Source organism: Rariglobus hedericola (assembly GCF_007559335.1).
Lineage (GTDB): Bacteria > Verrucomicrobiota > Verrucomicrobiia > Opitutales > Opitutaceae > Rariglobus > Rariglobus hedericola.
On record NZ_VMBG01000001.1, the window covers coordinates 1,055,613 to 1,079,824 of the forward strand.

Here is a 24,212-nt window from a genome sequence, read left to right on the forward strand (position 1 = left end):
GCGTTATCTATCCCGGCTACTCCTTACTGAAGGAGACGCAGGGCGGTCTGGGCGGACCCGTTGGCCTGTGCCAACATGGCGGTGCCGGCCTGGACGAGGGTGTTCCAGCGGGCGAGCTGCGTGGATTCCTCGGCCACATCCACATCGACGATGCGGCTGTTGGCGGCTTCGAGGTTGGCCTTGTTGGTGGTCAACACCTCCGCGGCGAACCCGAGGCGGCTTTGCTCGGCACCGTTGGTGGCGCGAAGCGTGGCGGTTGCATCGATGGCGGTGTTGATCTGGGTGATGCTCACGGCGGCGAGATTGGCCGCACCCGTGATACTGGTGGTGCCAGTGGCGAGAGCCTTGGACGAGAGAGCAACAGTCTGCGAACCGTCTTCGCTGACCTGCGCAGTGAGCGCATTGGCGAAGAGGTTGATACCGTTGAACTTTTCGGCCGCAAGGGACGTGAGCTGGAGCTTCAACTGCGAGAACTCCGTATCGTAGTTCGCCACGTCGGTGGAACTCTTGGTGGGATCTTGGGCGAGGACCTTGAGCTCGCTGACGCGCTCAAGAACTTTGCCGGCGACCTTCAAGGCGCCGTCCTGCGTCTGCAGGTAGGACACCGAGTTGGCGACGTTGGTGGAAGCTGCACCCGAACGGCGGGCGGCGGCGGAGAGGCGCATGGAGACGGCCAAACCACCGGCGTCGTCGGAGGGGTTTACGATTTTCGATCCGCTCGAGAGCCGGTTGAGGCTCTTTTGCAGCATGGTGGAGGAGCTGGCCAGGTTGTTGGAGGCAACGGAGGCCGCGTAGTTGCTGTTAATGACGACTGACATGGTAGTATCTTTCCTTGATGAGTGCGACTGTCCGTCGTCGCCACGAACCCGGATTAAAGCGGACCGGGTCAGGCCGAATCCGGACATGAGTCCGGAAAGTGTCACCCTGCGAGGGGTGTCAGCCTCAGTGGTAGGGCTGTAAACTCGTTGGAAAAACTAACGCGCATGGCGCGTCGTCCCGCTGCGAGGTCAGGGGCGTGCCGCGGCTGCACCGCAGGCATCCGTCATGTGAGGGACTCCGCCCGCGCCCCGTTAGAGGCGGCGCGGGCCGGAGCGATCAGCGGCTGCTTACTGCAGCAGCTTGAGCGCGGTCTGGGCGCTCTGGTTGGCCTGCGAGAGCATCGCGGTGCCGGCCTGGACGAGGGTGTTCCAGCGGGCGAGCTGCGTGGACTCCTCGGCCACGTCCACATCGACGATGCGGCTGTTGGCGGCCTCGAGGTTGGCCTTGTTGGTGGTCAACACTTCGGCGGCGAAACCGAGGCGGCTCTGTTCGGCGCCGTTGGTGGCGCGGAAGGTCGCGATGCCATCGGTGGCGGCGGAGATGTTGGTGATCGTCACGGCGGCGAGATTGGCCGCGCCGTTGATGGCGGTCACACCGGCGTTGCCGGCGAGGTTCTTCGCGGAGAGAGCGACCGTCTGCGAACCATCTTCGCTGACTTGGGCGGTGAGCGCGTTGTTAAAGAGATTGATTCCGTTGAACTTCTCGGCGGCCAGCGAGGTCAGCTGGAGCTTGAGTTGCGAGAACTCGGTATCGTAGTTGGCGATATCCGTGGCGCTCTTGGTCGGATCGGTGGCGAGGACTTTGAGTTCGCCGATACGCTCGATCACCTTGCCGGCGACTTTGAGCACACCGTCCTGCGTTTGCAGCAGCGAACCGGAGTTGGCGACATTGATTGCGGCGGCGCCGGAGCGGCGGGCGGCTGCAGAGAGGCGCATGGAGACGGCCAGACCACCGGCATCATCGGCCGGGCTGACAATCTTCGAACCGCTGGACAAACGGTTCAGGCTTTTCTGGAGGTTGGCGGACGAGCTGGCGAGGTTGTTCGAGGCAACGGTCGCTGCGTAGTTGCTATTGATAACGACAGACATGGTAATCTTCCTTGATTAAACTGCCCTTTCCGTAGGGCGACGTGGCCGGTGGTGAATCCGACCCGATTCATCAGCACATCCTTGCGCTGACATACCTGCTAACGGTCCGGTGTCGGGAAAACTTTAAACAAACTCAAAAGTTTTTTCGATCTCCTCTCATGCACGAGGGAAAAAGCCCTTAATACCACTCGGTAACGGCCGATAGACGATATAACTCAAGTTGTCTTTATACTGTCTCCACGCGCCATGGCCACCAACCAACTCTCCGGACTCGTCTCAGGCTTCGATTGGAAAACCTTCATCGATTCCACGATCGAATACTCCAGCGCGCCAATTACCCGCCTTCAGTCCGAACAATCCAAGAACAGTAGCAAGTCCAACGCCCTCAGCACGCTCGATGGCAAGATGACAGTGCTGCAAAGCTCCATCAACGCCCTCACTGACAGCACTTCGTTTTATTCGCGCACGGCTAAACTCTCTTCGGCAGCCACCACCTGGTCGGCGGCCGCCGGCACCGGCACCGCCATCGGTGATTACAAGATCGCCGTCACCCAGCTCGCCACCGCCAGCCGCCTGCGCGGCACGACCGATATCGCCACCGGCATCAGCGCCTCAAACGACGTTTCAGGCATCACTCTTTCGACCATGCCGCTGAGCGCTCCCGTCACCGCCGGCACTTTCACCATCAACGGCAATCAAATCACCATCGATCTGGCCGATTCGCTGCAGGACGTCTTCGACGCGATTTCGACCGCCACCGGCGGCACGGTCACGGGCGCCTACGATTCCACGACCGATAAAATCACGCTCACCGGCAGCGGCGGTCCCATCACACTCGGCGCGGCCAACGACACGTCTAATTTTCTTTCGGCCCTGCGCCTCGCCAACAACGGCACCGCCACCGTTGCCAGCAGTTCTTCACTCGGTGCACTTCCACAAACCACCCGCCTCGATGCCGCCGGCCTGCGCACGCCCATCACCGCCGTCGATGGCTCGGGCAATGGCAGCTTCACGATCAACGGCGTGGAGATCACCTACAACACCACGACCGATTCCTTGAAGACTGTGATGGCGCGCATCAACGCATCGAGCGCCGGTGTATCCGCTTCCTACGACGCCGCCACCGATCGCGTTTCACTCATTAATAAAACCACCGGCGACTCGGGTATATTCATCAGCGAAAGCAGCGGCGGCTTGCTCGGGGCCCTCGGCTTGACGGCCTCCACCGTCGAGCGCGGTAAAAACGCCCTCTACTCCATCAACGACGGCCCCGAGTTGATCAGCGCCACCAACACCGTGACTTCCGGAAGTCATGGCATCGACGGACTTTCGCTGACCGTCGGCGCCACCGGCACCGACACCGTTTCCGTGAGCGGTGACACCGCCGCGATGAAGAGCAAAATCAACGCGTTCATCTCAGCCTTTAACTCTGTGCAGAGTTTTATCGAGGAGCAGACGAAGATTACTTCCGTCAACGGCAAGGTCACCGCCGCAACCCTGTCCAACGAGCGCGAGGTTCAATCCTGGTCGCAGACACTTCGTCGCAATGCCTTCGCCGGAATCGACGGACTCGACAGCACCATCAGCCGCTTGGAAGGACTCGGTATCGACTTCACGTCGGGCACGAACGAACTCACCATTAAAAGCCAGTCCACACTTGATGCCGCACTCACCAACCGCCCGGATGACGTCGCCGCTTTTTTCAGCACGTCCTCGACCGGTTTCGCCGCGCGTATCAAAGCGTCCGTCGATCTCATCGCCGGCACCGACTTTGGAAAAGGCTACATCGACAACCAACTCACGAAGATCACCGCCAACAACAAAAGCATCGATGACCAGATTGCCGCCATCCAACGCCAGCTCGACCAGCAACGCGAATTACTGACCGCCAGTTTCATCGCCATGGAAAACGCCCAGCAGTCCTACAACAATATGCAGACCCAGCTGACCAAGGCCTTCTCGTCCACCTCATCCTCTTCTTAATAATGCCCCCGCTCACCCGCATTCTCCTCGCCGCTTCCGCACTGTTCACGCTCACAGCCTGCTCGTCCGTCATCAAAACCGACGGCGCCAAGTCCGGCCCGTTTTATACCCCGGCCAACGTCCAGGGAGTCGCCCGCCTGCCGGAATCTCTCCGTCGCATCGCCATTCTCCCGTGCGCCGGCACCGATCCGCAACTCACCGAGGACACCTTGCGCAACCTGGATCGCATCCTCGCCGCCACGCTCACACGTGCCGCGCGCGCCGAAGTGACTCCGTTCGATCGGGACGCCGTCGTCCACCTCACCGGCCGTCCGAATTTTGTATCCACCTCTGTGTTACCGGCTAATTTCCTCAAGAAGGTGGCCGCGGCCACCGGCGCCGAGGCGATTCTCTTTGTCGACGCGACCGCCTACTCGCCCTACCCGCCCTTGGTGCTCGGCCTGCGCGCACGCCTCGTTGATGCCGCGACCGGCGAAGCATTGTGGAACTTCGATAATATTTTCTCCACCTCTACACCCTCCGTCGCCAATTCCGCCCGCGCTCACAATTTCGGCCGCAGTTCCGCCACGGCCACCCCCGGCGATCTCAGCTATACAGTGCTGCAAAATCCGCCGGCCTTCGCCGACTACGTTGCCTCGGCAACTTGGGCCACGCTGCCGCCCCGTTGAAATTGAGCTAAAGATTATCCGTCTCCGTGCCGAAATCATCTATCGTAACCAACCTAACGGCGTTCCCTGTATTTCCAGTCGAGGGCTGACCGTTCCATATAGGAACCACATCATGATCCACTCTACGTCCAAATCTTCCCAACCGGGCGAGATTACGCCCGCCACCAGCCGCCCAGCCGCAAAGCCGGCGCCGGCCATCCAGGAAAACGACACGCTCGACACCAGCGCCAGCACTTCGCTGCGCGAAGCCCTCGCCGCGCTCCCCGAAGTGCGCCCCGAGGCCGTCGAAAACGCCAAGTCGCTCCTCGCCGATCCCAACTATCCGCCCCGCGCCATCATCGAAGATATCGCCCGCTTGTTCGTGCAGTCGCAAGACCTCTCCAACGAAGCCTGATCCATCCATCCATGAATCACGCCCACGAATTCGCCCGCATTTATCAGGCCCAGGCCGTCCTCACCACGAACCCGGGCAATCTGGTTCTCATGCTCTATGATGGAGCCACCCGCTTCATAAACCAGGCGATCGATGCTGACTCCGAATCCGATGAAACGGTGCGCATCCAGAGAATGCATACTTACATCGTCAAAGCTCAGAACATCCTGATCGAACTGCGCGCCAATCTCGATTTCAACGCCGGCGGTGATTACGCCCGCGATCTCGACCGGCTCTACGATTATTACATCCGCCGCCTCATGCAGGCCAATCTACAGAAATCCACTGAGCCGCTTAACGAGGTCATCGGCCTCCTCGGGCAGTTACGTTCGGGCTGGGCCGAGATGCTCCTGAAACAAAGCGCCAACGAGCCCGTCTGCAGCGTCGCCTGATGTTCGCACGATGAAGTCCCCCGCCGCCACGCTCCGCCGCCTTCTGCAATCCCTCGAAGAACTGGGAGTGCGTGAAGACGGCGCGTTGGCGGCCCGCGATGGCATCGCTTTTCTCGCACTCGAACGTTCCGCCGAGCCGCTGGTGCAACGCGTGGTCACGCTGACCGCCGAACCGGTCGACGATGTCCTCCGCACCCGCGGACAATCCTTGGTCGCCTCCCGCAGTGAACGTCGCGTGCGTCTCATGCATCTGCTCGAAACGATGCGTGATGAGCTCGGTGGCCTGGACGCCGCTCGCGACCGGGCCCGTGCACTGAGACCCGCCTACGTCGCATCGCGTGTTCACACCGACACCCGACCGGCGTTTGCCGCCTGCGGTTGATTCCGGTTCCGGCTTAAGCCGAAACCATCGCCGGCGCGTCAATTTGCGCGGCTCGATCCAGCCAGGTTTGCGCAATGCGCTTCGCTTCGGCCGACCAATCAAACGGTCCCGACTTGGGATAAATCGCGGTTTCAATCGTCTCCGCCGATCGCGCGGAGTCCGCGTGCCGCATCACCACGCGCACGCACAGCTGGCCGTCCGCCAGTTGATAGTTTTGCAGCACGATTCCGCCGGCACTTCCGGCAAATGTCATGCGAGCCACGCCGCTGCGATAATCCGCCGAGCGAATCACGGCTCCAGAAGGAACCCCATCGCCCAACGCCGTCTCGATCAATGAGAGGAGAGATAACAGCCGTGGAGACAGGGAATCATTCATGGGCAGGTCGTCCCCTGTATTCGGCACGTCTGAATAAAAATTAAATTCTTTCTCAAGTTTTCCGCCAATCGTCCGATCTGCGTGTGTTGGCAGCCTCATGCGATCGTGTCCTCGACTCCTCCATTTCCCAACGAAAGCCTCGCCACACTCGCGGGCGGAGTCGCCCACGAGTTCAACACCGTGCTTTCCATCGTGCTGGGCTACACGCAGCTGATTCCTGATCTCGTCGCCAATCCCGTGCGCCTGCACGAGGCCTTGAACCTCATCACGCAAGCCGCCTCCCGCGGTGCCGACGTTGTTTATCAACTACAACTTTTCGCGCGAACCCAGGAATGTCCGCGCAGTGCACAGGATCTGCACACGTTGATTCGCGACAGTGTCGCTCATTCCACCCGGCAGTGGCCGGTCACGATTCAGGTGCGCGTCGAGCTCTGCGACGAACGAGTGATTCTGCCCCTCAACGCAGCCCAATTCATCCTGGCGCTACAGCACTTGCTGCAAAACGCGCGCGTCGCCCTGCCCGCTGATCGCGGCACGATCACATTGCGCACGACCGTGCACGCCGAGGCCTCGCCCCCGCTGCTCTGCCTGAGCGTGGAAGACAACGGCTCCGGCATGGACACGGCGATGCGCACGCGAGGACCCGAGCCCTTTTTCACCGGACACCCCGCCACGGGCATGCGAGGCCTCGGTCTCTCGGTCGTGCATGGCATCGTGCAGGCCCACGCCGGCCGGCTCGAAATTGATTCCGCTCCGCAATGCGGCACGCGCATCAAAATCTGGCTGCCTTGGACGTGTAGCGATCCCGAGCACGCATCGTTTATGCCCGAAACAACCGAAGAACACACTAGACGCCAACTGGCGGACGCCCGGGCCTACACTGATGTCAATACGGCGTAAAAGCAGATTGAAAAAAATCCTCGCGACAAGATACTGCGTGAGTCCCCGCCCCTCGATTTGCTCCAGCGAATCACTGGGTCTGTCCGCTTCTCTTCAACTCCTCCGGCCATCCTCGCTCCATGTCCCTCGAACGTATTCTTGTCCTCGACGATGAACCCCTCCTTCAAAAAATCCTCGCGGAACTGTTCGGGCGCAAAAAATACATCGTAAGCATTGCAGGCACGCTTGCCGAGGCCGAGGCCCTGCTGGCCCGCGACACGTTCGACCTCATCATGCTCGACGTGCGTCTGCCCGATGGCGATGGACAACAGTTTCTTGAACGCGTGATGGGCCTGCCGGAAAAACCGCTCGTCGTCATGATGACGGGCCACGGCAGCATTGAGAGCGCAGTCGGCTGCATGCGCGCCGGCGCTTTCGATTATCTTATCAAGCCGTTCGCGCCCTCGCAGATTGATATTCTCCTCAAGAAGGCCGAGTCGTTCCGCCAGCTGATGAGCGTCAACCGCTACTTCAGCGAACAAAGCGGAGCCGAAGGCGACATGCTCGGACGTTCCACCGCGTTGCACCGCCTGCGTCAGCTCGTGCTGCGCGTTGCTCCGACCGATGCCACCGTGCTCATCACCGGAGAAAATGGCACCGGCAAAGAAATGGTTTCCCGCGCCCTCTGGCGTCATTCGCAACGCAAGGGCGAGCCCTACATCAAGGTCAACTGCGCTGCTCTCTCTGAGAACCTGATCGAAAGCGAACTCTTCGGTCACGAAAAAGGGTCATTCACGGGCGCCACGGAACGTCGCGAGGGTCGCTTCGAACTCGCCAATCGCGGCACGCTCCTCCTCGACGAGGTCTCCGAAATCCCCCCCAACCTTCAGGCGAAACTTCTCCGCGTCCTCCAGGAGCGCGAGTTCGAGCGCGTCGGCGGCACCAAGACGATCAAGGTCAACGTGCGCATCCTCGCCACGTCCAATCGCGACCTGCTCCATTTCGTCGAGCGCGGCTCTTTCCGCTCCGATCTTTATTACCGGTTGAACGTTTTCCCCGTGCACGTCCCCGCGCTCCGCGAGCGGCCCGATGACATCGTGGTGATCGCCGAGGCCTTCCTTCAGCGTTTCTCCCGCAAGCATGGCATCAAGCTCCCCGGTTTCTCCGATCAGGCGCGCGCCGCCCTCCAGTCCTACCCGTGGCCGGGCAACGTGCGTGAACTGCAAAATACGATCGAGCGCGCCGTGATTCTCTCCGAATCGGGCCGCCCCGTATCGACTACCAATCTCGGCCTGCCATCGCTGCCCCGCGCCGCCACTCTCGTTGGCGTGCCCATTCCGTTGTCCACCCCCAACTCGTCGGAAACCCCGTGGCCCGCCGCGCCCTTTAGCGCTTCGCCCGCGTCCGGCACTCCCTTCACGCCAAGCGAAGCCCAAGCTCCTGAATCCGAGGAAATGACGACGCCGGTATTGTCGGACCTGGAGCCGGCCTCCGCCCCGTCGCTCGATGCCGAGGTCATCCCCCTCGATCAGCTCGAAAAGCGCGCCATCCTCGCTGCGCTCGTATCGACCGGCGGCAACCGCACGCGCGCCGCCGAGTTGCTCAACATCTCGATCCGCACCATGCGTAATAAACTTCAGGAATACCGCGCCAGCGGTGATCTGCCTGAAAACGCACTGGTCGCCGACGATAGTTAAGTGGTCTTCTCAGGACATACAGTGACCGGAGCGTTGCCTTGATGGCGCGCCCGGGAAGGTCGTGCGTCGCTGGTTTTCCAGCATGTGGAAACGCGGGGGAATGCTCATGCCTGCGCAAGAAAATGCGCACACATCCAAGATTTCACTAAATCCGGCGTAATCCGGCCGATTAAATGAGGCACCATCCGCGCCCCATCTTTTTCACCCATACAACATGCCTACGAGCGATCACATCAGCGAATCGGTCTTTAAAGATACCATCACCCACGCGGTGCAGAACGTTTTTAAAACCATGTTCAATGCCACCGCATTGCTGGCGGAGGAGCCGCAAACCGCTGCGCACGACGCGACCGAGAACACCCGCGACATCCTGATCGAGGGCCAGCTGGTGGTCGGCACCGTCGGTTTCATCGGCGACATCTCCGGCCTCATCTATCTTTATATGAGCGCTCCATTCGCCAACCAACTCGCCGGCCACATACTCGGCATGACCGAGGAGGAACTCGAGGAATCCGGCGATGAGGTCGTCAACGATGCGGTGGGCGAGGTCACCAACATGACCGTCGGGGTGTTTAAAAACCAGCTCTGCGACCACGGCTACCCATGCAAGCTCACCATCCCGTCCATTCTCCGCGGCAGTAATTTCTCCATCGAACCGATCACATCCGCCTCACGTCGCATCTACCGTTTCAAGATCGGCACCAACATCCTGGTGGCCGACCTTCTCATGAAACAGGGCGACTGAACCTTTTAAGCTGTATCCAACATGCGCTACAAAATCCTCACTGTGGACGATTCCAAAACCGTCCGTATCATCGTCAAAAAGGCCTTTAAGTCCTACGATTGTGACATCATCGAAGCCGCCAACGGCGTCGAGGGTCTCGCCACTGCCGCCAAGGAATCTCCCGATGTGATCCTGCTCGATGTGACCATGCCGGTCATGGATGGCGTCGAGATGCTCACCAAGCTCAAGTCCGACCCCGCGCTCAAGGGCATTCCCGTCATCATGCTCACTGCGGAAGGCGGTCGCGACAACGTGCTCAAAATCGCCAAGATCGGCGTGCGCGATTACATCGTAAAGCCGTTCAAGGAGGAGCTCCTCGTTGAGAAGGTCGGTCGCATCATCGATCTCAAGCCCATCGGCGATGGTGCCCAGGCCAAGGCCAAAAGCATCTTCGATCCCGCCAGCATCCTCGTCGTCGAGGACAAACCCGCGATCGTCCAGCAGATCCAGGATGGCATTAAACACACCCCGTGGAAAATCATCGGCGTCAACACCACTGGCGAGGCCATCGATCACTGCAGCAAGACACCGCCGGATGTCGTCATCATCTCGCTGTCGTTGCCCGATGAAGCCGCCTTCACCTTGTTCCGCCTTCTGCGCACCAACGTGAAGACCAAATACACGCCCATTTTCGGTCTCGTTGTGAAGACCGACACCACCGTGCTCCAGCAGGCCCAGCAGGTCGGCTTCAGTTCCATCGTCACCAAGCCCATCGAGGCCCAGGATCTTGAGGCCAAGATCGCCAAGGCCATGAATCTCGACACGTCCGAGCGTTATTTCGCGACCGAGGACAACATCCTGCTCATGCGCCTGCCGGAAAACACCACCCCGGGGGTCGTCGCCGAGGTCACCCAATACCTCAAGCCCAAGACCGCCGACGCCGTTGACAGCGGCATCTGCCGGGTCGTCGTCGATCTTCATGCTCTCAAGCACTTCGACATGACGGTAATCAAACTGCTGTTCACCACCATGCAGACGTTCCGCGAGCTTGCCCTCCAATACGTCCTGGTTGGCAACAGCCAGATCGTCACCGAGTGCAAGGGCTTCGAGGACACGAAGGGTTGGCAATTCGTCGATTCGGTCGAGGACGCCAAGGCCCAGCTCAACAAAGGTGCCCCCGTGCTGGCGACCGCCGGTTGATTTTAACCCACATCCCTTTCGGGCGATATCCGACTGGTATCCGCCCGACCCTGCGACCCCGCGCTCTCTTTTTGAGGGCGCGGGTTTTTTGTTATCCACGTCCGCGGCCCGATGACGTCGAAAGGCAGTTACCTTAAATGGATTTCGTCCTTCAGAAACCGCCACTGCGGGCCGATTACGAGCGCAGGTCGATTGTCGTCTCCTAACCGGAAACGTCATCATGTATATTTTTGAACACCACACGCCCATTCTGCAGAGTCAGTTGGTCCGTTTGCTGGTTTGCGCGCTCCTGCCCGCGTGCATCCAGGAAGCGAGCGCCGGCAGTCTCACGACGCGACCGCGCGTCCGCAGTGATGCCGGCGCTGCCCGCTCGTCTCCCGCGCCGCTCTCCTCTCCTTATCTGCTCGTCTGCCTGCCACCCCCGCTCCGGTTTGCCGAGCCGGTGGAAATCGGCGATGTCGCCCACCGCACCGCCCACATCGTGGGACCACCGCATCCCGCCGGCATCACCGAGGAAATCGCCGCCAGCAACCACGACGCCGCACTCACCACCGCACCCGCGGCTCCGGCAACGGTTAATCCCGCTGAAACCAGCCCGGATGTTATTCCACCCGTGGTCGCACCGCTCGGCGTGCCCGGAGTCACCATCCTGCCGGACGACACACCCCGCGATATCCGCGCCGAGGATGTCTTGATGTATTTTCAATACGCACGACCGGCACCGCCCAACACCCTGCCCCCGCCCAGTTCAGCCACCTATCAGCAAAAATGAAATCGTTCCTCCTCATTCTCGGTGGTCTCGTTTCCGTGCCGGCCATTTATGCCAGCACGGAAACGCACGCGGCTGCTCCGGTGCCTCACGCCGAGGTTGAGTCAGCGCCGACGCACGCCGCGCCCGAGCATGGACCGGAGAAATCTGCGCCCAGTGAAGCTCACGCCACCACGCCCGCCGCCACCTCCGAGGAGATCGCGAGTTTGCTTCGTATCGGTGAGGCCAAGAGTCAGCAGCAGGACTGGGCGTCCGCCGAACTCGCCTACGGTCAGGTGCTCGCCGCCGGCCGGTTGGCGACCAATGCCCAAGTCCGGGCCGGGCTTCTCGGTCTCGCTCGAGTGTATCGTGGTGATCGCCGGCTCACCAAAGCCACCGCCGTTTACGAGCGTTACATCAAAGAATATCCCGATGATGAACAACTCCCCGTGGTTTATCTGGAACTCGGTCGCTGCTTGCGCGCACTCGGCGCACATCGACTGGCCATCGCCCGGTTTTACAGCGTGTTGAACTCCACGTTGAAACTTCCCGAGGAGGGCTCCGATAATTACCGCCAGCTCGCCCGCACCGCTCAGTTCGAAATTGCCGAGACTTATTTCCAATCCGGCGATTACGAGCAGTCCTATCGTTTTTTCTCCCGTCTGCGCCTGCTCGATCTGGCTCCTGCCGATCGTGCACGCGCCGCTTTCAAATCCGCATATTCGCTTAACTTGAAGGGCGACTTCGAAAAAACCGTCACTCAACTCCGCGCCTACCTGTCGCTTTATCCGGAAGGCGAAGACGCGCCCGAGTCCCGTTATCTGCTTTCCGTTTCATTGCGCCGGCTCGGCCGAAATCAGGAGTCACTCGCCGCCACGATGGATCTGTTAAAAATCGAAAAATCCCGCACCGACGCCAATCCCAAGACGTGGAGCTACTGGCAGCGCAAGACCGGCAACCAGCTAGCCAACGAATTCTACGAACAGGGCGAAATCACCACCGCACTCGCCATTTATCAATGCCTGCGTGAACTCGGCGGCCCGCCCGACTGGCTTCTTCCCGTGCAATACCAGATCGGTCTCTGTCAGGAGCGTCTGCACCAACCTGAACTCGCGCGCGCGACGTATCAGAGCATCCTTGACTCCCTGCGTCTCCCGTCGGCTGATAGCACCAGAAACTCCGCCGTCTCCACCGATATAACCACCATGGTTACTTGGCGGATACAGCACCTTGACTGGCTCGAACCCACGGAAAAACGACTGATGCTTTTCAGCACGCCCTCCACGTCTTCGCCTCCCGCCGTCGCTTCCACCACCCCCTGATTATTTATCCCTACGCCCCATGTCGGACCTCCTTCGCGACCACCTGCAGATTTGTGACGAACTTCATCAACTCGCCTTGGAGGAAAACCGTTTCCTGAAGCAGCACCAGCGCGTGCCCGACCTCGCGTTGCTGCAGCGTCATCAAGCCCTCGTCGACCGTCTTGAAGCCAGTCTCGCGGGCTTGCGCACCGGTGCCGCCTCCGCGATTCCCGCCGATCCCGAGGCCCGCGCCAGCCGCGCCGCCGTCGTTGAACAGGCCCGCGGACGCCTGCTCCAAATTCTCCACCTGCAACGCGAAAACGAACAGCTCGTCCTTCGCCACAGCCTGGGCCCCGCGCGCACCGTCGCGCCGGTCACGCCACCGCCCGCGAGCCGCCTGCAAAAACTCTATGAGCAACACTCAGGTTGACTCTCTGCCCAGCCCTCACCGGATCGCGCTGCTCACCACGGACAACGCGCTGATCGGCCGTCTGCAGGCGAGCGGTCTCGTGCCCAACCTGATCGTCGTCAGCTCGGTGGCTGCGATGGACACAGCCATCCAAACGCTAAAGCCCGACGCGATTTTTCTCACCGCGTTGAGCGACAGCGAATCACTCACCTACCTCATTCGCACGTTGCATCCGCGGTTGTCGCGACGTCGCATCGTCGCGCTGAGCCACTCGGATGACAGCGAGGATGTCGTCGCCTGCCTTCGCTGCGGCGCCGATGATTTTTTCTCACTGCGCGATCCTTCACAGTTTCTCCTGCGGCTCGAACGCATCCTCAACAATCTGCGCAGCGGCACACCGCGCCGGTCGATGGACACGCGCTTCAAAACCCTCGCCGACTCCGCACCCGCCCTGGTGTGGATCACCGACGAAACCGGCAGCTTCATCCACTTCAACCGCCCGTGGCTCGAGTTCACCGGCCGTTCTTTCGATACCGAAATCAATCATGGCTGGTTTCAGGGATTGCCCGCCGAGGATCGCGACCGTTTTCGCAAGGCCTTCGGTGACTGTTTCCAAAAACGGGATCCGTTCCGTCTCGATTTTCGTCTCCGGCGTCACGACGGACTTTATCGATGGATCACCTGCCAGGGCATCCCGCATTACGAGGAGGACGGCGTGTTCACCGGCTACATCGGCTCCGGTCTCGACGTGAGCGATCAACACGAGGCCGAGACCCTCCTCGCCTACCGCGCCATCACGCAGGCCGCGCTCGCCGGCTTCGGTCGCTACGCCCTCAGCCAGCACACCATTCAGGAAATCAAGCAGGAGGCCACCCGCCTGCTCTGCGATACACTCCAGCTCGATTACAGCGAAGTCCTCCTGTTCGATCCGATGGACTCCGACCAACTGGTGCCCATGTTCACCAGCGGCCTGCCCAACGGTTTTCAGCACGGGCCCATGACCGCCGGTGAAGCGCGCATTTCCGGCGATAATCATTTAAGGCTCGATGACGATGCCGGCATTTTCCCCGGTCGTGAAAATCACGCCGCCCTTAATGTGCGCAGCGCCCTCGCCGCTCCGATCAACAACGGCGTGCGCATCGTCGGCTTCCTGACCGGTCTGAGCACCGAGCAGCGTTCCTTCGGTCGCGAAGCGTTCGACGTGCTCCAGGCGCTCGTGACGACCATCAGCACCGTTCATCAGCGCAACCTCGCCGAACTGGCCCTGCAGGAAAGCGAAACGAAGCTCCTTCAATCCCAAAAAATGGAGGCCGTCGGCCAGCTCGCCGGCGGCGTCGCCCACGACTTCAACAATCTGCTCACCGCCGTGCGTTGTTACGGCGACATGTTGCACGACGAGCTCACCGAGATCGCTCCGCAACTGAAGGCACGCACCTCCGAGATTCTGAAAGCCACCGCCCGTGCCAGTTCGCTCACTCGGCAACTCCTCGCCTTCAGCCGCAAACAGGTTCTGCAACCCGAGGTGCTCGACATGAACGGCGTCATCGCCGATCTCCGCGATCTCGTGCGTTCCCTGCTCAGCGAAAACGTCACGCTCGATGTCACCTTCCTGCCCGAAGACTCCTGCTTCGAAGCTGATCGCAACCAGATAGACCAGGTCGTCCTCAACCTCTGCCTCAACGCCCGCGATGCCATGCCGCAGAACGGCGTGCTTTCATTGATCATCCAGGGCTTGGAGGTCACCGGCGCGAACACGCACCAGCTGGCGCCCGGCAACTACGTGCAGCTCACCGTGCGCGACACCGGCATCGGCATGGACGCGACGGTTAAATCCCAGCTCTTCCAGCCATTCTTCACCACCAAGCCCGTCGGTCGCGGCACCGGTCTCGGCCTCGCCACGTGCGCCGTCATCGTAAAAAACTGCAACGGCTTCATCACTTTCGAAAGCGCTCCCGGCAAAGGCACCAGCTTCCACTTGTTCCTCCCGCGCATCGATTCTGCCCGCGCCCAGTTCTTTCTGGAATCCGAACAATACACGCTCACCGGCAAGGAACGCCTCCTCATCGTGGAGGACGACGAAGCCATCCGGCACATCACCCAAGCGATTCTTGAATCGCTTGGCTATAAAGTGACGGTGCTTAATGGCAGCGTCGAGGCGTTGAAGTTCTATCAGGACAATCCCGACAGCGTCTTCGACTTGTTACTCAGCGACGTGATCATGCCCGAAATGAACGGCTTGGAACTCGCCCGCCACATCCAGGCCCATTTCCAGCCGGGGCTTCGGCCGATGTTTATGTCCGGCTATCTGGGCGACACCGCGACCGTGCAGGCCGTGGCCGACTACAACCTGCCTTTTCTCGAAAAGCCGTTCACCATGGACAGCCTCGCCCGCAAAGTCCGCGAGACGCTGGACTCGCCACCGGTTTCCCTGCCTTTGGAGGGTTAACTTCATTCGCCAGGATTTTTTCTGAGGGGAAATGCACATTTCCCCTCAAGTTCGCGTTTGCTGGTCCGATCATAGGTATTTAAACCTTCCTGTTCGCGCCTGCCCGCATGGCCAACCGCCGTGATGACCGGATCCCTCAGGTTTCGTGCGATATGAACCCAAGCCAGCCGGCTTTTCGCAAGGAGCACGTTCTCGTCGCCGACGATGACGAAGCCGTTGGCACGCCCGTGAGCGACTTAATCAAGCCCGCCCGGCTTCGTCTGACCGGCACCGAAAGCCATGAAGTCTGACTTCCCTGACGACGCTTCCCTCGCTCGCTGGCGCGAGCGTATTTTAACGGCCACCGGCTTTGCCGCCGAACGCATTCTCAACAGTAACCTCGAGGCAGATGCATTCACCGACGCCCTCCGTATTCTTGGCGAAAGCGTCGAGGTGGACCGCGCCTACGTCTTCCGCTTTCACCCCGGGGAAATTGAAGGCGAAACCCTTTGTTCCCAACTCCACGAATGGTGCCGCCCCGGCGTCATCTCACAGATCGACAACCCCGAACTGCAGAATTTCTGCTTCGCCGACGTCGGCTGCCGACGTTGGTTTGAAGAACTCGCCGCCAACCACGCCATCAGCGGCAACGTCTGCGATTTCCCGTTCGAGGAACAGCCACTTCTGCTGGCGCAGACCATCTGCTCGCTCGCCGTCATGCCCATATTCACGCACGGCGCGGTGTGGGGATTCATCGGCTTCGATCACTGCGAACGCAAAAACGTCTGGACCGAGGACACTCTCGGTTGCCTGCGGGTCGCCGCCCGGGTTTTCGGCGCCGCCTTCGAACGGTGTAACTACAAACGTCAAAGTGACGAGCTCGCCGCTGAATACCGCCTGCTGCTCGAAGATGTAAGCGAGGTGGTTTTCCGCGTGGATGCCTCGGGATACATCACGCGACTGAGTCCGGCCTGGGCGGGTTTCACCGGCCACGACCCCGCAGCCTGTCTGGCCCGCCCGATGACCGACTTCCTTCATCCTGACCTGAAATGCAGATGGGTAAAAAACGCGGATGAACTCATCCGGGGCGTGAAAACAGTGTGTCAGGACGAGCTTTGTTTCCTGCACGCCGACGGCACGTCACGCTGGGCGCTGGGGCGCGCGGGCATACGACGCGACAACACGGGAGCCACACTCGGCTTCGCAGGCACCTTCGTCGACATCACCGCCATGAAAGCCACCGAGGCCGCGCTGATCGAGGCGCACGCCGCGGCCGAATCCGCCAACCAGGCCAAGAGCGATTTCATCGCCACCATGAGCCATGAGTTGCGCACCCCGCTCAACGCCGTGCTCGGTCTCAGCGAGTCTCTGCTGGAGTCGGGTCCTTCCTTCGATCCGGAAAAAATCCGTCGCTACATGGAGCTGATCAATCGCGGCGGGCGACAGCTCCTCGCGCTCATCAACGACATCCTTGACCTAGCCAGTCTGGACTCGGGCCGCAGCCTGCCCGTCATGACGGCGATTCACGCCGATTCCCTGTGTGACGCCGTGGTCGTGGCGCTGGCCTTGTCGGCTCGTGAAAACAAACTGGATCTGCGAATCGAGGCCCCCGCGGACCTTATCTTTTACGGAGATCGCGGTCTGCTGATGCAGGCCCTTCACAACCTCATTCACAATGCCATCAAGTTCACCCTGCCCGGCGGTCGCATCGTGGTCGCCGCCTGCGTCCGTCCCGGTGGCATCATGATCTCCGTGAAGGATACCGGAGCAGGTATTCCCGCCGATAAATTCGACCGGCTCTTCAAACCGTTTTCCCAAGTCGGCGCCTCCCTCTCCCGCCGGTTTTCAGGAACCGGCCTCGGTCTCGTGCTCGTCGAACGCATCGCCCGGCTCCACCGCGGGCACGTCAGTGTAGAAAGCACCGTGGGGAAAGGCAGCACGTTCACCCTCGATCTCCCGTCCGCTTCACCCCCGCAGCCCGCCCCTCCGTTCCAGCCATGACCAAGATACGCATACTTATCGTTGACGACGAGGAGGCCAATCGCGTCACGCTCGAAGCCGTTCTTTCCCGAGAACCCAACTACCATCTCCACTTCGCGACCAACGGTGCCGAGGCACTGCTGCTTGCTGAAAAAATCGTGCCCGATCTGGTGCTGCTGGATGTGATGATGCCCGACATGGACGGCTTTGCCGTCTGCCGTCACATCCGAGCCCATCCGCGTCTCAGTCCCGTCCCCATCATCATGCTCACGGCGCTGAACGACCAGGCATCGCGCCTCGTCGGCATCAACGCCGGAGCCGATGACTTCATTTCAAAACCTTACGCCTTCGCGGAACTCCGCGCGCGTGTGCGCACAATCACCCGGCTCAATCGTTTCCGGGTTATCGCCGAACAACGCGCCCGCTTTGAGCGCCTCTTTGCCATCACACCGTCGGCCATCGTCATCGTCTCCCCCGACGGAGTTATCTCCGCAGTCAACGATCTCGCCGCCGCGTTGCTCGCGCCCCTTGATGTCTCTCCGGTGGAAAACCGTCCACTCTTCACTGGCATGCCTGCCGATGCCGCCGCCCGACTCGCGGAAATCATCGCCATCACCTGCCGCGACGATACCCCGGGCCCCGCTTCCGAGTTCTCCGTCTCCTTCTCAGAATGCGCCCGCGTCTTTTCCGTCAAGTCAACGCGCCTCAAGGAAAACGGCCACGTCTTTGCATTGCTTGTCCTTCACGACATCACCGCCGAGGTGCGCGCACGTGAAGAACTCGTCACGTTGAACACCCGGCTCGATGCCCTCGTGCGAGACCGCACCGCGCAACTCGAAACCGCCAACGAGCTACTGCTCTCCTACACCGCGTTTGTATCCCACGATTTGCGCTCTCCTCTGTCTGTAATCCGCGCCTACCTGTCGATGCTCGCGGACGGCGCCATACCCGTTTCCGCAGAGGCTCGCTCCATGATCAAGGAAGCCTTCGTAGCCAGCGGCATGATGGAAGACATGATCGCCAACATCCTCACGATGGCATCCGACGACCACCACGCGCGCCTGCCCGACAAAGCCATCGATCCACGTCCCATTCTTGAAAAACTAGCGTGGAAACTCGCCTCCTTTGTGCCCAAACCGCGCCCTACGATCACCGTGGGCCCGCTCCCCCTGATCTTCGCCTCCGCACCGTTGGTTGAACGCGTGTTCTACAATCTGATTTCCAACGCCATCAAATACGCCGCCAAGGATCGGGCGATCGTCATCGAGATCGGCTCCACGACCACCGCGACCGGCACCGCCATCCACGTGCGCGACAACGGCGTCGGCTTCGATTCCGCTCATGCTGAAAAACTATTCCGCTCCTTTTCACGTCTTCCCGGCTCGGAGGTATGCGACGGCATGGGACTCGGCCTTTCCCTTATCTCCCGTCTGATCGGCGCACATCACGGTCGTATCTGGGCCGATGGTCGCCCCGGCGAGGGCGCCACGTTCTTCGTGGAATTTAAAGAAAATGCCACCGTCGTCGCCGCATGATACGCCTTCACTTCCGTTCACTCCTCCCGGCCGCCGGCATTATGCTCGGTCTCTCCTGCCTGCTGGTAGCATGCAATCCCGCCCATAAAACAAGCGACGTTTCCCACGAAGTTTCCTTCGTCGCCGAGAAGCTCGACACGGACTTTCTCCACGTTCGCACCGAAGTTGAAAAACTCGCCGCCCAAGTCGCCGCACTTTATCCGCGCCGCAAGGAACTCGCCGCCCTGGCCGATGCGTCTCTCTACGCGTTTTCGCCCGACGGTTCTTTCTATAAAAAGACGCACACCGGTGGCGCATCCTTGTGGATCTCCGCCGTGGTTCCCATCACGCCCGAGGTTCGCGAAGTGGCGTATTTCACCGAGGCGATCGATCCCGAACTCGTGCGCCTGTGCCGTGACAATGCCGCGATCTGCCAGGCCTACTACAACGACCGTCACTCGCTCAACCGCATGTATCCCTGGCTCGACGTGGTCGCCCAGTTTCCGGCGCGCATGAACATACCTGAGTTCAACTTTTATTACCTCGCCGATGCCGTGCACAACCCGGGTAAAACGGGCGTCTGGGTCGACGAACCCTACGTCGATCCCGCCGGCGGTGGCTGGATGGTCAGCGCCATCGCTCCGGTATATGTCGACGGCGTGCTGGAGGGCGTGGCCGGACTCGACGTGAGCATCTCCGCCTTGGTCGACCTCTACTTCAGTAAATCCGACGATTCCGTCGTGATCATATCCCGTTCAGGCGTGATCGTCGCCGCCACCGAGGCCGCCATCCAGGATTTGGAGATGCCACCTCTGCGGAACCATAAATACCTCGAGACCGTGAAGCTGGATACGTTCAGACCGGACGAATACAACATCCGCAAGAGCACCCTGCGCCCGATTCGCGAACTCGCGAGGCGCCTGCTCGACGGACACGAAACCCACATCGAACTCGAGCTGAATGGCCGCCCGCACATCGCCTGCGCCGCCCCGGTCACCGCGATAGGCTGGATCGTAATCGAATTATCGTCACCTCACCACGCACGGTGAACTCCACCGCCTCACCCAAATCCGTATTATGGCCGGCCGCCTTGCTTGCCGCCGTGGCACTGGGTGTGGTCATCGCGGGCGCGTTCATCATCAATCGCCAGTTGCGTGATCACGAACGCCAGCGCGCGTCCCACGAAGCCCGCCAGCTTGCCTTTGGTATTTCGCGACAAGTCTCCGATCAATTGTGGCGCGTGCACGAGGATTTCGTTTTCTCCCTCACCAATCTGCCTTACGAGCGCCTGCTCGACCATGGAGAGGTTTCGTCCGCGACGTTGGTGCCGCTGCGCCGGTTTCTTTCCCTCAATCCCAATCTGCTTCGCACGCTCATCGTCACCGGTCCCGACGGACAAAGCCGCTCACTGACATTAACCGGGAAAAACGAATTCCATCTCTCCCCTCTGGCGGAAACCGGCCTCCCCACGGCGACGCCAGAAAAAATCATCATCGGCGGCGTCATCCAGGAGGGAACCGGATCCATCCGCGCCTACGTTTCCGCCGTGGTCGACCCGCGCCTTTTCTGGACCGAGGCGCTCACCACGTTTTCACTCAGTCATCCGGGTTTCTGGGCCGGACTGCTCGACACCGATGGACGTGTGGTGGCCACTCGTAATAACGGCCGGGCGGCCGCTGCCCCCGTGTTCACCCCGTCCGATACCCTCGCATTGCAGAACGACGCGAGCGAAGGCTTCGAGGGCCGCGGATTCTATGAAGTCATGCTGGATGGAGAATCTCATCACTTCATATCCGCCTACGCACCTGCGAGCCTCGAGACGTGGCGCGGCTTGGTGATGATTTCCATCGATGAGCAAACCGTGCTCGGTCCCGCGGGCGACGCCCTCAACTTGCTCGCCATCATGGCCGGCGTGCTCGTTCTGGTGTTCCTTGCGGTTTTTTATCTCTTCACCCGGCACTCTCTGCGCAACCAGATCCAGCTCGAAGACAGCCGGCGGCGCATCGCGACCGTGCTGAACACGGTCCAAAGCGGCATCCTGCTCATTCATTCCCACACCGGCCGCATCACTGAGGTAAACGCCTCCGCCATCGCCCTGCTCGGTATATCCGCAGATGAGGTCCTCGGGCAGCCGATCGACACCATCCTCCCGCCCGCTTCCACCGCCGCGTTCTTCAGGGCGGGCGCCGGCGCCGGCTTTGAAGTGAAGATCAGCCTTCGCTCTGGGAGCGTCCGGCATGTGCTCGCGACGAGCGGCGAGTTGAATGTATCCGGAAGCCACTACCGGCTCTGTTCCTTCGTCGACATCACCCCGCTTAAGGAAACCGAGTCGCGGCTCCAGGAAACCCTGCGGCGCGCCGAGCAATCCGCCCGCGACGCCGAGGCAGCCAATACGGCCAAAAGCGCCTTCCTAGCGATGATGAGCCATGAATTGCGCACACCGCTCAACTCCATACTCGGTCTCTCCGAATCCCTGATCGAACGCCTGCACGGACCGCTCAGCGACAAGCAGGATCGTTACCTGCATCTCGTGCTCACCAGTGGTCGCCACCTGCTTTCGCTCATCAATGACATCCTCGACCTCGCCAAAATCGAGTCCGGCCGCGAAGACCTGCAACTTGTCCCCTGCCAGATCGGCGCGTTCTGCAACAGCGCCTTGGAAGTCATCCAGCCCATGGTAACGAAACGGGGGCAATCCATCTCGGTCGAGCTGCCTTCCAGCCCGCTTTATGTTAGTGCCGATGGTCGCCGACTTCAGCAGATCTTGGTGAACCTGCTTGGTAACGCCGTCAAGTTCACCCCCGTTGGCGGCCGTCTAGGTCTGCGCGTCGAAGCCACCTCCAGCCACGTTACCCTGTGCGTGTGGGATGAGGGCATCGGTATTGGCAGCACGGATCTCGCGCGTATTTTCAAGCCGTTCGTGCAACTCGATGCCCGTCTCGCGCGCGAATACGGCGGCACCGGCCTCGGTCTCGCTTTGGTCAAACAACTGGTCGCCCTCCACCACGGGAACATCGATGTCACCAGCACCGCCGGCGAGGGTTCCTGCTTCACCGTCACTCTGCCGCTATGCGCGCCACCCGCGCCGCCGCTGTCGAACCCACCGTTCGCTGATCCAGAAGAGTCTTCACTGGTTGTTCCTGACCCAGCTGCCGGCAAAATCCTCGTCCTGCTCGCCGAGGATACCGAGTTCAACATCATCCCCATCCGCGACTACTTGCAGATCATGGGTTGCCGCGTGGAGATCGCCGAAAACGGAGCGGTCGCCGTTCAAAAAACCGTCAGCCTGCGACCCGACATCGTGCTCATGGATGTGCAAATGCCCGTGATGGACGGTATCGAGGCGATCAAGAACATCCGCTCGTTGCCCGATGCCGTCCTCGCCGCCATTCCGATCATTGCGGTGACCGCGTTGGCCATGCCCAGCGACCGCGAACTCTGCCTGAACGCCGGTGCCACGGACTACATCGCCAAGCCCATAAGCCTGAGGATGCTTTACACCCGCATCATGGAGATCCTGACCGATGAGCGATCATCTCCATAAACCCCGCTTCCGATAAATCGCTCTTCGGAATATGTCTCTTCGCTTTACACACGCCCCCCGGCCTCCTCATTCCAGCGGGAACGATGAAAAGCAAAACGGCCCGGCATAAGCCGGGCCGTTTGATCCGTATCTTTTCGTAGATGAACTAGACTCCGCCCCGCACCACCCGATCGAGCGAATCCGCCACGTCGCGCATGGCATCTGTGCGTCGAGTCAGCTCGTTGGCCGAAGCCGATGTCTGTTCAGCCATGGCCGCGTTTTGCTGGGTAAGTTTGTCCAGATCCGAAACCGAGCGCGCCACTTGGCCAAGCCCGGTGCGCTGCTCTACGGAAGCAGCCGCGATCTCGGTGATGATATCCGCCACCTCACGCACGCGGGCGACAATTTCACCCAAATTAACACCCACTTTTCCGGTCAGTTCCGCACCCGTGGCGCTGCGCTTCTGAGCGTCTTCGATCTTGATAGCGGTCTCTCTTGCGGCAGCAGCGCTGCGTTGCGCCAGCGCCCGCACCTCGTCGGCCACCACCGCGAATCCCGCACCCGCCTCCCCTGCACGGGCCGCCTCGACCGCCGCGTTCAACGCAAGAATGTTCGTCTGAAACGCGATCTCGTCGATCGTCTTGAGGATCGCCGCGATGTTATCCGATGCCGTGCGGATGGCCGCCATGGCACCGCTGAGCTCGGCCATCCCGGTGGTGCCCGCTTCAGCGGCATCGCGCGCACGGCTGGAAAGACCTCGTGCCTGCTCGGCGCGATCGGCATTGGCCGAGGTGACGCTGGAGATTTCCTCCAACGCGGCGGAACTGGTCTCCAACGCGGCCGCGCTAGATGAAGCCCCGGTCGCCAGCGAGATGCTGGCCTGTGCAAATTGTGCGGAGGCACTGCGCACACCCTCGGTCTCCTGGCCCAACGAGGCCGAGAGACGCAGAACCGGCCGCACCACTTGATAGCGGGCGATCAGAAAGGCGGCACCTCCACCCACCAGCAGCGATGCGCCAAACACGATGAAATTGAGCCGGCGTTGACGGCCTGATTCGTCCTTCATCGACTTGAGATCGTTGGTCAGTTCCTGCACGGTCGCCTGCTCGAGAGCAGCCAGCGCCTTGACCGTCTTTCCCACGACACTGTTGAAATCGGCAATGCGTTTTTGCACCTCGGCATCAGCGGCGCCTTTCGCCGCCACGGCGGCAAAAACAGGCTGTGCCTGCTCCGTAAACAACTGCAGCGCGTCGGTTGCGGTTTTCACCTCTTCGGTCCCCGAATCCAACGCGATGTGATGGCGTTCCGCCAGTTTCAACAAATCGGCCGTGTGCGCGGCTGCGGTTTTCACCGACACGAGCATATCGGCATCGCCCGTGAGCATCGCGTTCTGGTGATTCTGCACAGCCGCGTCGAAAACGAAACGGGCTTCCCGGATCTCAAGCGCACCAGGCACGGCCTCGTTGGCCAGCAGGATGAGCTCTCCTTCCTTGTGAAGGTCCCCGATGGTGCCGAGGGTGACGGTCAGCGTATAACCGAGCGCAAACACCGAAACGGCGGCGGCGATTTTAAGACCAATACTAAAGGAACGGGACATGATGGGTGAGTTACGGACGGATTAAAAAATTAAACCCGTCGCACGGCCCTGCCTGCATGCCCCCAAGGGGGGCA

General features: G+C 60.8%; 22 protein-coding genes. 18 read left to right on the forward strand and 4 right to left on the reverse strand.

Annotated features, from left to right (window positions below):
- Positions 1-23 precede the first annotated feature (23 nt).
- Positions 24-818: a flagellin gene (locus FPL22_RS04565; RefSeq protein ID WP_144228920.1), complete on the reverse strand. Its 795-nt coding sequence runs from the start codon at positions 816-818 to the stop codon at positions 24-26.
- A gap of 288 nt (positions 819-1,106) precedes the next feature.
- Positions 1,107-1,907 carry a flagellin gene (locus FPL22_RS04570; RefSeq protein WP_144228921.1) on the reverse strand — a complete coding sequence of 267 codons (801 nt, stop codon included), beginning with the start codon at positions 1,905-1,907 and terminating at the stop codon, positions 1,107-1,109.
- Between the two features lie 246 nt (positions 1,908-2,153).
- On the opposite strand from FPL22_RS04570, the gene fliD reads away from it, so the two are divergent.
- From fliD to FPL22_RS04595, 5 genes are all read left to right on the forward strand, one after another.
- Entirely contained in the window at positions 2,154-3,890 is a 1,737-nt protein-coding gene (fliD, locus tag FPL22_RS04575) for a flagellar filament capping protein FliD (RefSeq protein WP_144228922.1), read from the forward strand.
- A 2-nt stretch (positions 3,891-3,892) separates the two neighbouring features.
- Positions 3,893-4,558, forward strand: coding sequence for a hypothetical protein (locus tag FPL22_RS04580; RefSeq protein ID WP_144228923.1), 666 nt, complete (start codon positions 3,893-3,895; stop codon positions 4,556-4,558).
- Between the two features lie 112 nt (positions 4,559-4,670).
- Positions 4,671-4,952, forward strand: a complete 282-nt coding sequence (locus tag FPL22_RS04585) for a hypothetical protein (RefSeq protein ID WP_144228924.1) — start codon at positions 4,671-4,673, stop codon at positions 4,950-4,952.
- Between the two features lie 11 nt (positions 4,953-4,963).
- Positions 4,964-5,383, forward strand: a complete 420-nt coding sequence (gene fliS, locus FPL22_RS04590; RefSeq protein WP_144228925.1) for a flagellar export chaperone FliS — start codon at positions 4,964-4,966, stop codon at positions 5,381-5,383.
- A gap of 10 nt (positions 5,384-5,393) precedes the next feature.
- Positions 5,394-5,765 carry a hypothetical protein gene (locus FPL22_RS04595; protein WP_144228926.1) on the forward strand — a complete coding sequence of 124 codons (372 nt, stop codon included), beginning with the start codon at positions 5,394-5,396 and terminating at the stop codon, positions 5,763-5,765.
- A 13-nt stretch (positions 5,766-5,778) separates the two neighbouring features.
- Here FPL22_RS04595 and FPL22_RS04600 read toward each other — a convergent pair whose 3' ends face one another.
- Positions 5,779-6,141: a hypothetical protein gene (locus tag FPL22_RS04600; protein ID WP_144228927.1), complete on the reverse strand. Its 363-nt coding sequence runs from the start codon at positions 6,139-6,141 to the stop codon at positions 5,779-5,781.
- Positions 6,142-6,246: 105 nt separating this feature from the next.
- Here FPL22_RS04600 and FPL22_RS04605 point away from each other — a divergent pair, with 105 nt between their 5' ends.
- The 13 genes from FPL22_RS04605 (at position 6,247) to FPL22_RS04665 (ending at position 22,562) form a co-directional block, all read left to right on the forward strand.
- Entirely contained in the window at positions 6,247-7,041 is a 795-nt protein-coding gene (locus FPL22_RS04605) for a two-component system sensor histidine kinase NtrB (RefSeq protein WP_144228928.1), read from the forward strand.
- 119 nt (positions 7,042-7,160) lie between these two features.
- Positions 7,161-8,717: a sigma-54-dependent transcriptional regulator gene (locus FPL22_RS04610; RefSeq protein ID WP_144228929.1), complete on the forward strand. Its 1,557-nt coding sequence runs from the start codon at positions 7,161-7,163 to the stop codon at positions 8,715-8,717.
- A 214-nt stretch (positions 8,718-8,931) separates the two neighbouring features.
- Entirely contained in the window at positions 8,932-9,462 is a 531-nt protein-coding gene (locus tag FPL22_RS04615; protein ID WP_144228930.1) for a chemotaxis protein CheX, read from the forward strand.
- 21 nt (positions 9,463-9,483) lie between these two features.
- Positions 9,484-10,641, forward strand: a complete 1,158-nt coding sequence (locus tag FPL22_RS04620; RefSeq protein ID WP_144228931.1) for a response regulator — start codon at positions 9,484-9,486, stop codon at positions 10,639-10,641.
- A 220-nt stretch (positions 10,642-10,861) separates the two neighbouring features.
- Positions 10,862-11,413 (forward strand): hypothetical protein, encoded by a 552-nt coding sequence (locus FPL22_RS04625; RefSeq protein ID WP_144228932.1) that lies wholly within the window; start codon positions 10,862-10,864, stop codon positions 11,411-11,413.
- Complete coding sequence (locus FPL22_RS04630) at positions 11,410-12,711, forward strand: tetratricopeptide repeat protein (protein WP_144228933.1); 1,302 nt, start codon at positions 11,410-11,412, stop codon at positions 12,709-12,711. Before FPL22_RS04625 ends, FPL22_RS04630 begins: the two co-directional genes overlap by 4 nt.
- A 19-nt stretch (positions 12,712-12,730) precedes the next feature.
- The gene (locus FPL22_RS04635) at positions 12,731-13,120 is read left to right on the forward strand and encodes a hypothetical protein (protein WP_144228934.1); all 390 of its coding nucleotides are present in this window, start codon (positions 12,731-12,733) and stop codon (positions 13,118-13,120) included.
- A complete protein-coding gene (locus FPL22_RS04640; protein ID WP_144228935.1) occupies positions 13,101-15,545 on the forward strand; it encodes an ATP-binding protein in 2,445 nt (814 codons plus the stop codon). Before FPL22_RS04635 ends, FPL22_RS04640 begins: the two co-directional genes overlap by 20 nt.
- A gap of 107 nt (positions 15,546-15,652) precedes the next feature.
- Positions 15,653-15,835 (forward strand): hypothetical protein, encoded by a 183-nt coding sequence (locus FPL22_RS04645; protein ID WP_144228936.1) that lies wholly within the window; start codon positions 15,653-15,655, stop codon positions 15,833-15,835.
- The gene (locus tag FPL22_RS04650) at positions 15,825-17,525 is read left to right on the forward strand and encodes a sensor histidine kinase (RefSeq protein WP_144228937.1); all 1,701 of its coding nucleotides are present in this window, start codon (positions 15,825-15,827) and stop codon (positions 17,523-17,525) included. The genes FPL22_RS04645 and FPL22_RS04650 overlap by 11 nt, the downstream gene beginning before the upstream one ends.
- Complete coding sequence (locus FPL22_RS04655) at positions 17,522-19,039, forward strand: sensor histidine kinase (protein WP_144228938.1); 1,518 nt, start codon at positions 17,522-17,524, stop codon at positions 19,037-19,039. The genes FPL22_RS04650 and FPL22_RS04655 overlap by 4 nt, the downstream gene beginning before the upstream one ends.
- Positions 19,036-20,067: a PDC sensor domain-containing protein gene (locus FPL22_RS04660; RefSeq protein WP_144228939.1), complete on the forward strand. Its 1,032-nt coding sequence runs from the start codon at positions 19,036-19,038 to the stop codon at positions 20,065-20,067. Before FPL22_RS04655 ends, FPL22_RS04660 begins: the two co-directional genes overlap by 4 nt.
- The gene (locus FPL22_RS04665; RefSeq protein WP_144228940.1) at positions 20,064-22,562 is read left to right on the forward strand and encodes a hybrid sensor histidine kinase/response regulator; all 2,499 of its coding nucleotides are present in this window, start codon (positions 20,064-20,066) and stop codon (positions 22,560-22,562) included. Before FPL22_RS04660 ends, FPL22_RS04665 begins: the two co-directional genes overlap by 4 nt.
- A 145-nt stretch (positions 22,563-22,707) precedes the next feature.
- Here FPL22_RS04665 and FPL22_RS04670 read toward each other — a convergent pair whose 3' ends face one another.
- The gene (locus FPL22_RS04670; RefSeq protein WP_144228941.1) at positions 22,708-24,138 is read right to left on the reverse strand and encodes a methyl-accepting chemotaxis protein; all 1,431 of its coding nucleotides are present in this window, start codon (positions 24,136-24,138) and stop codon (positions 22,708-22,710) included.
- Positions 24,139-24,212: the final 74 nt, after the last annotated feature.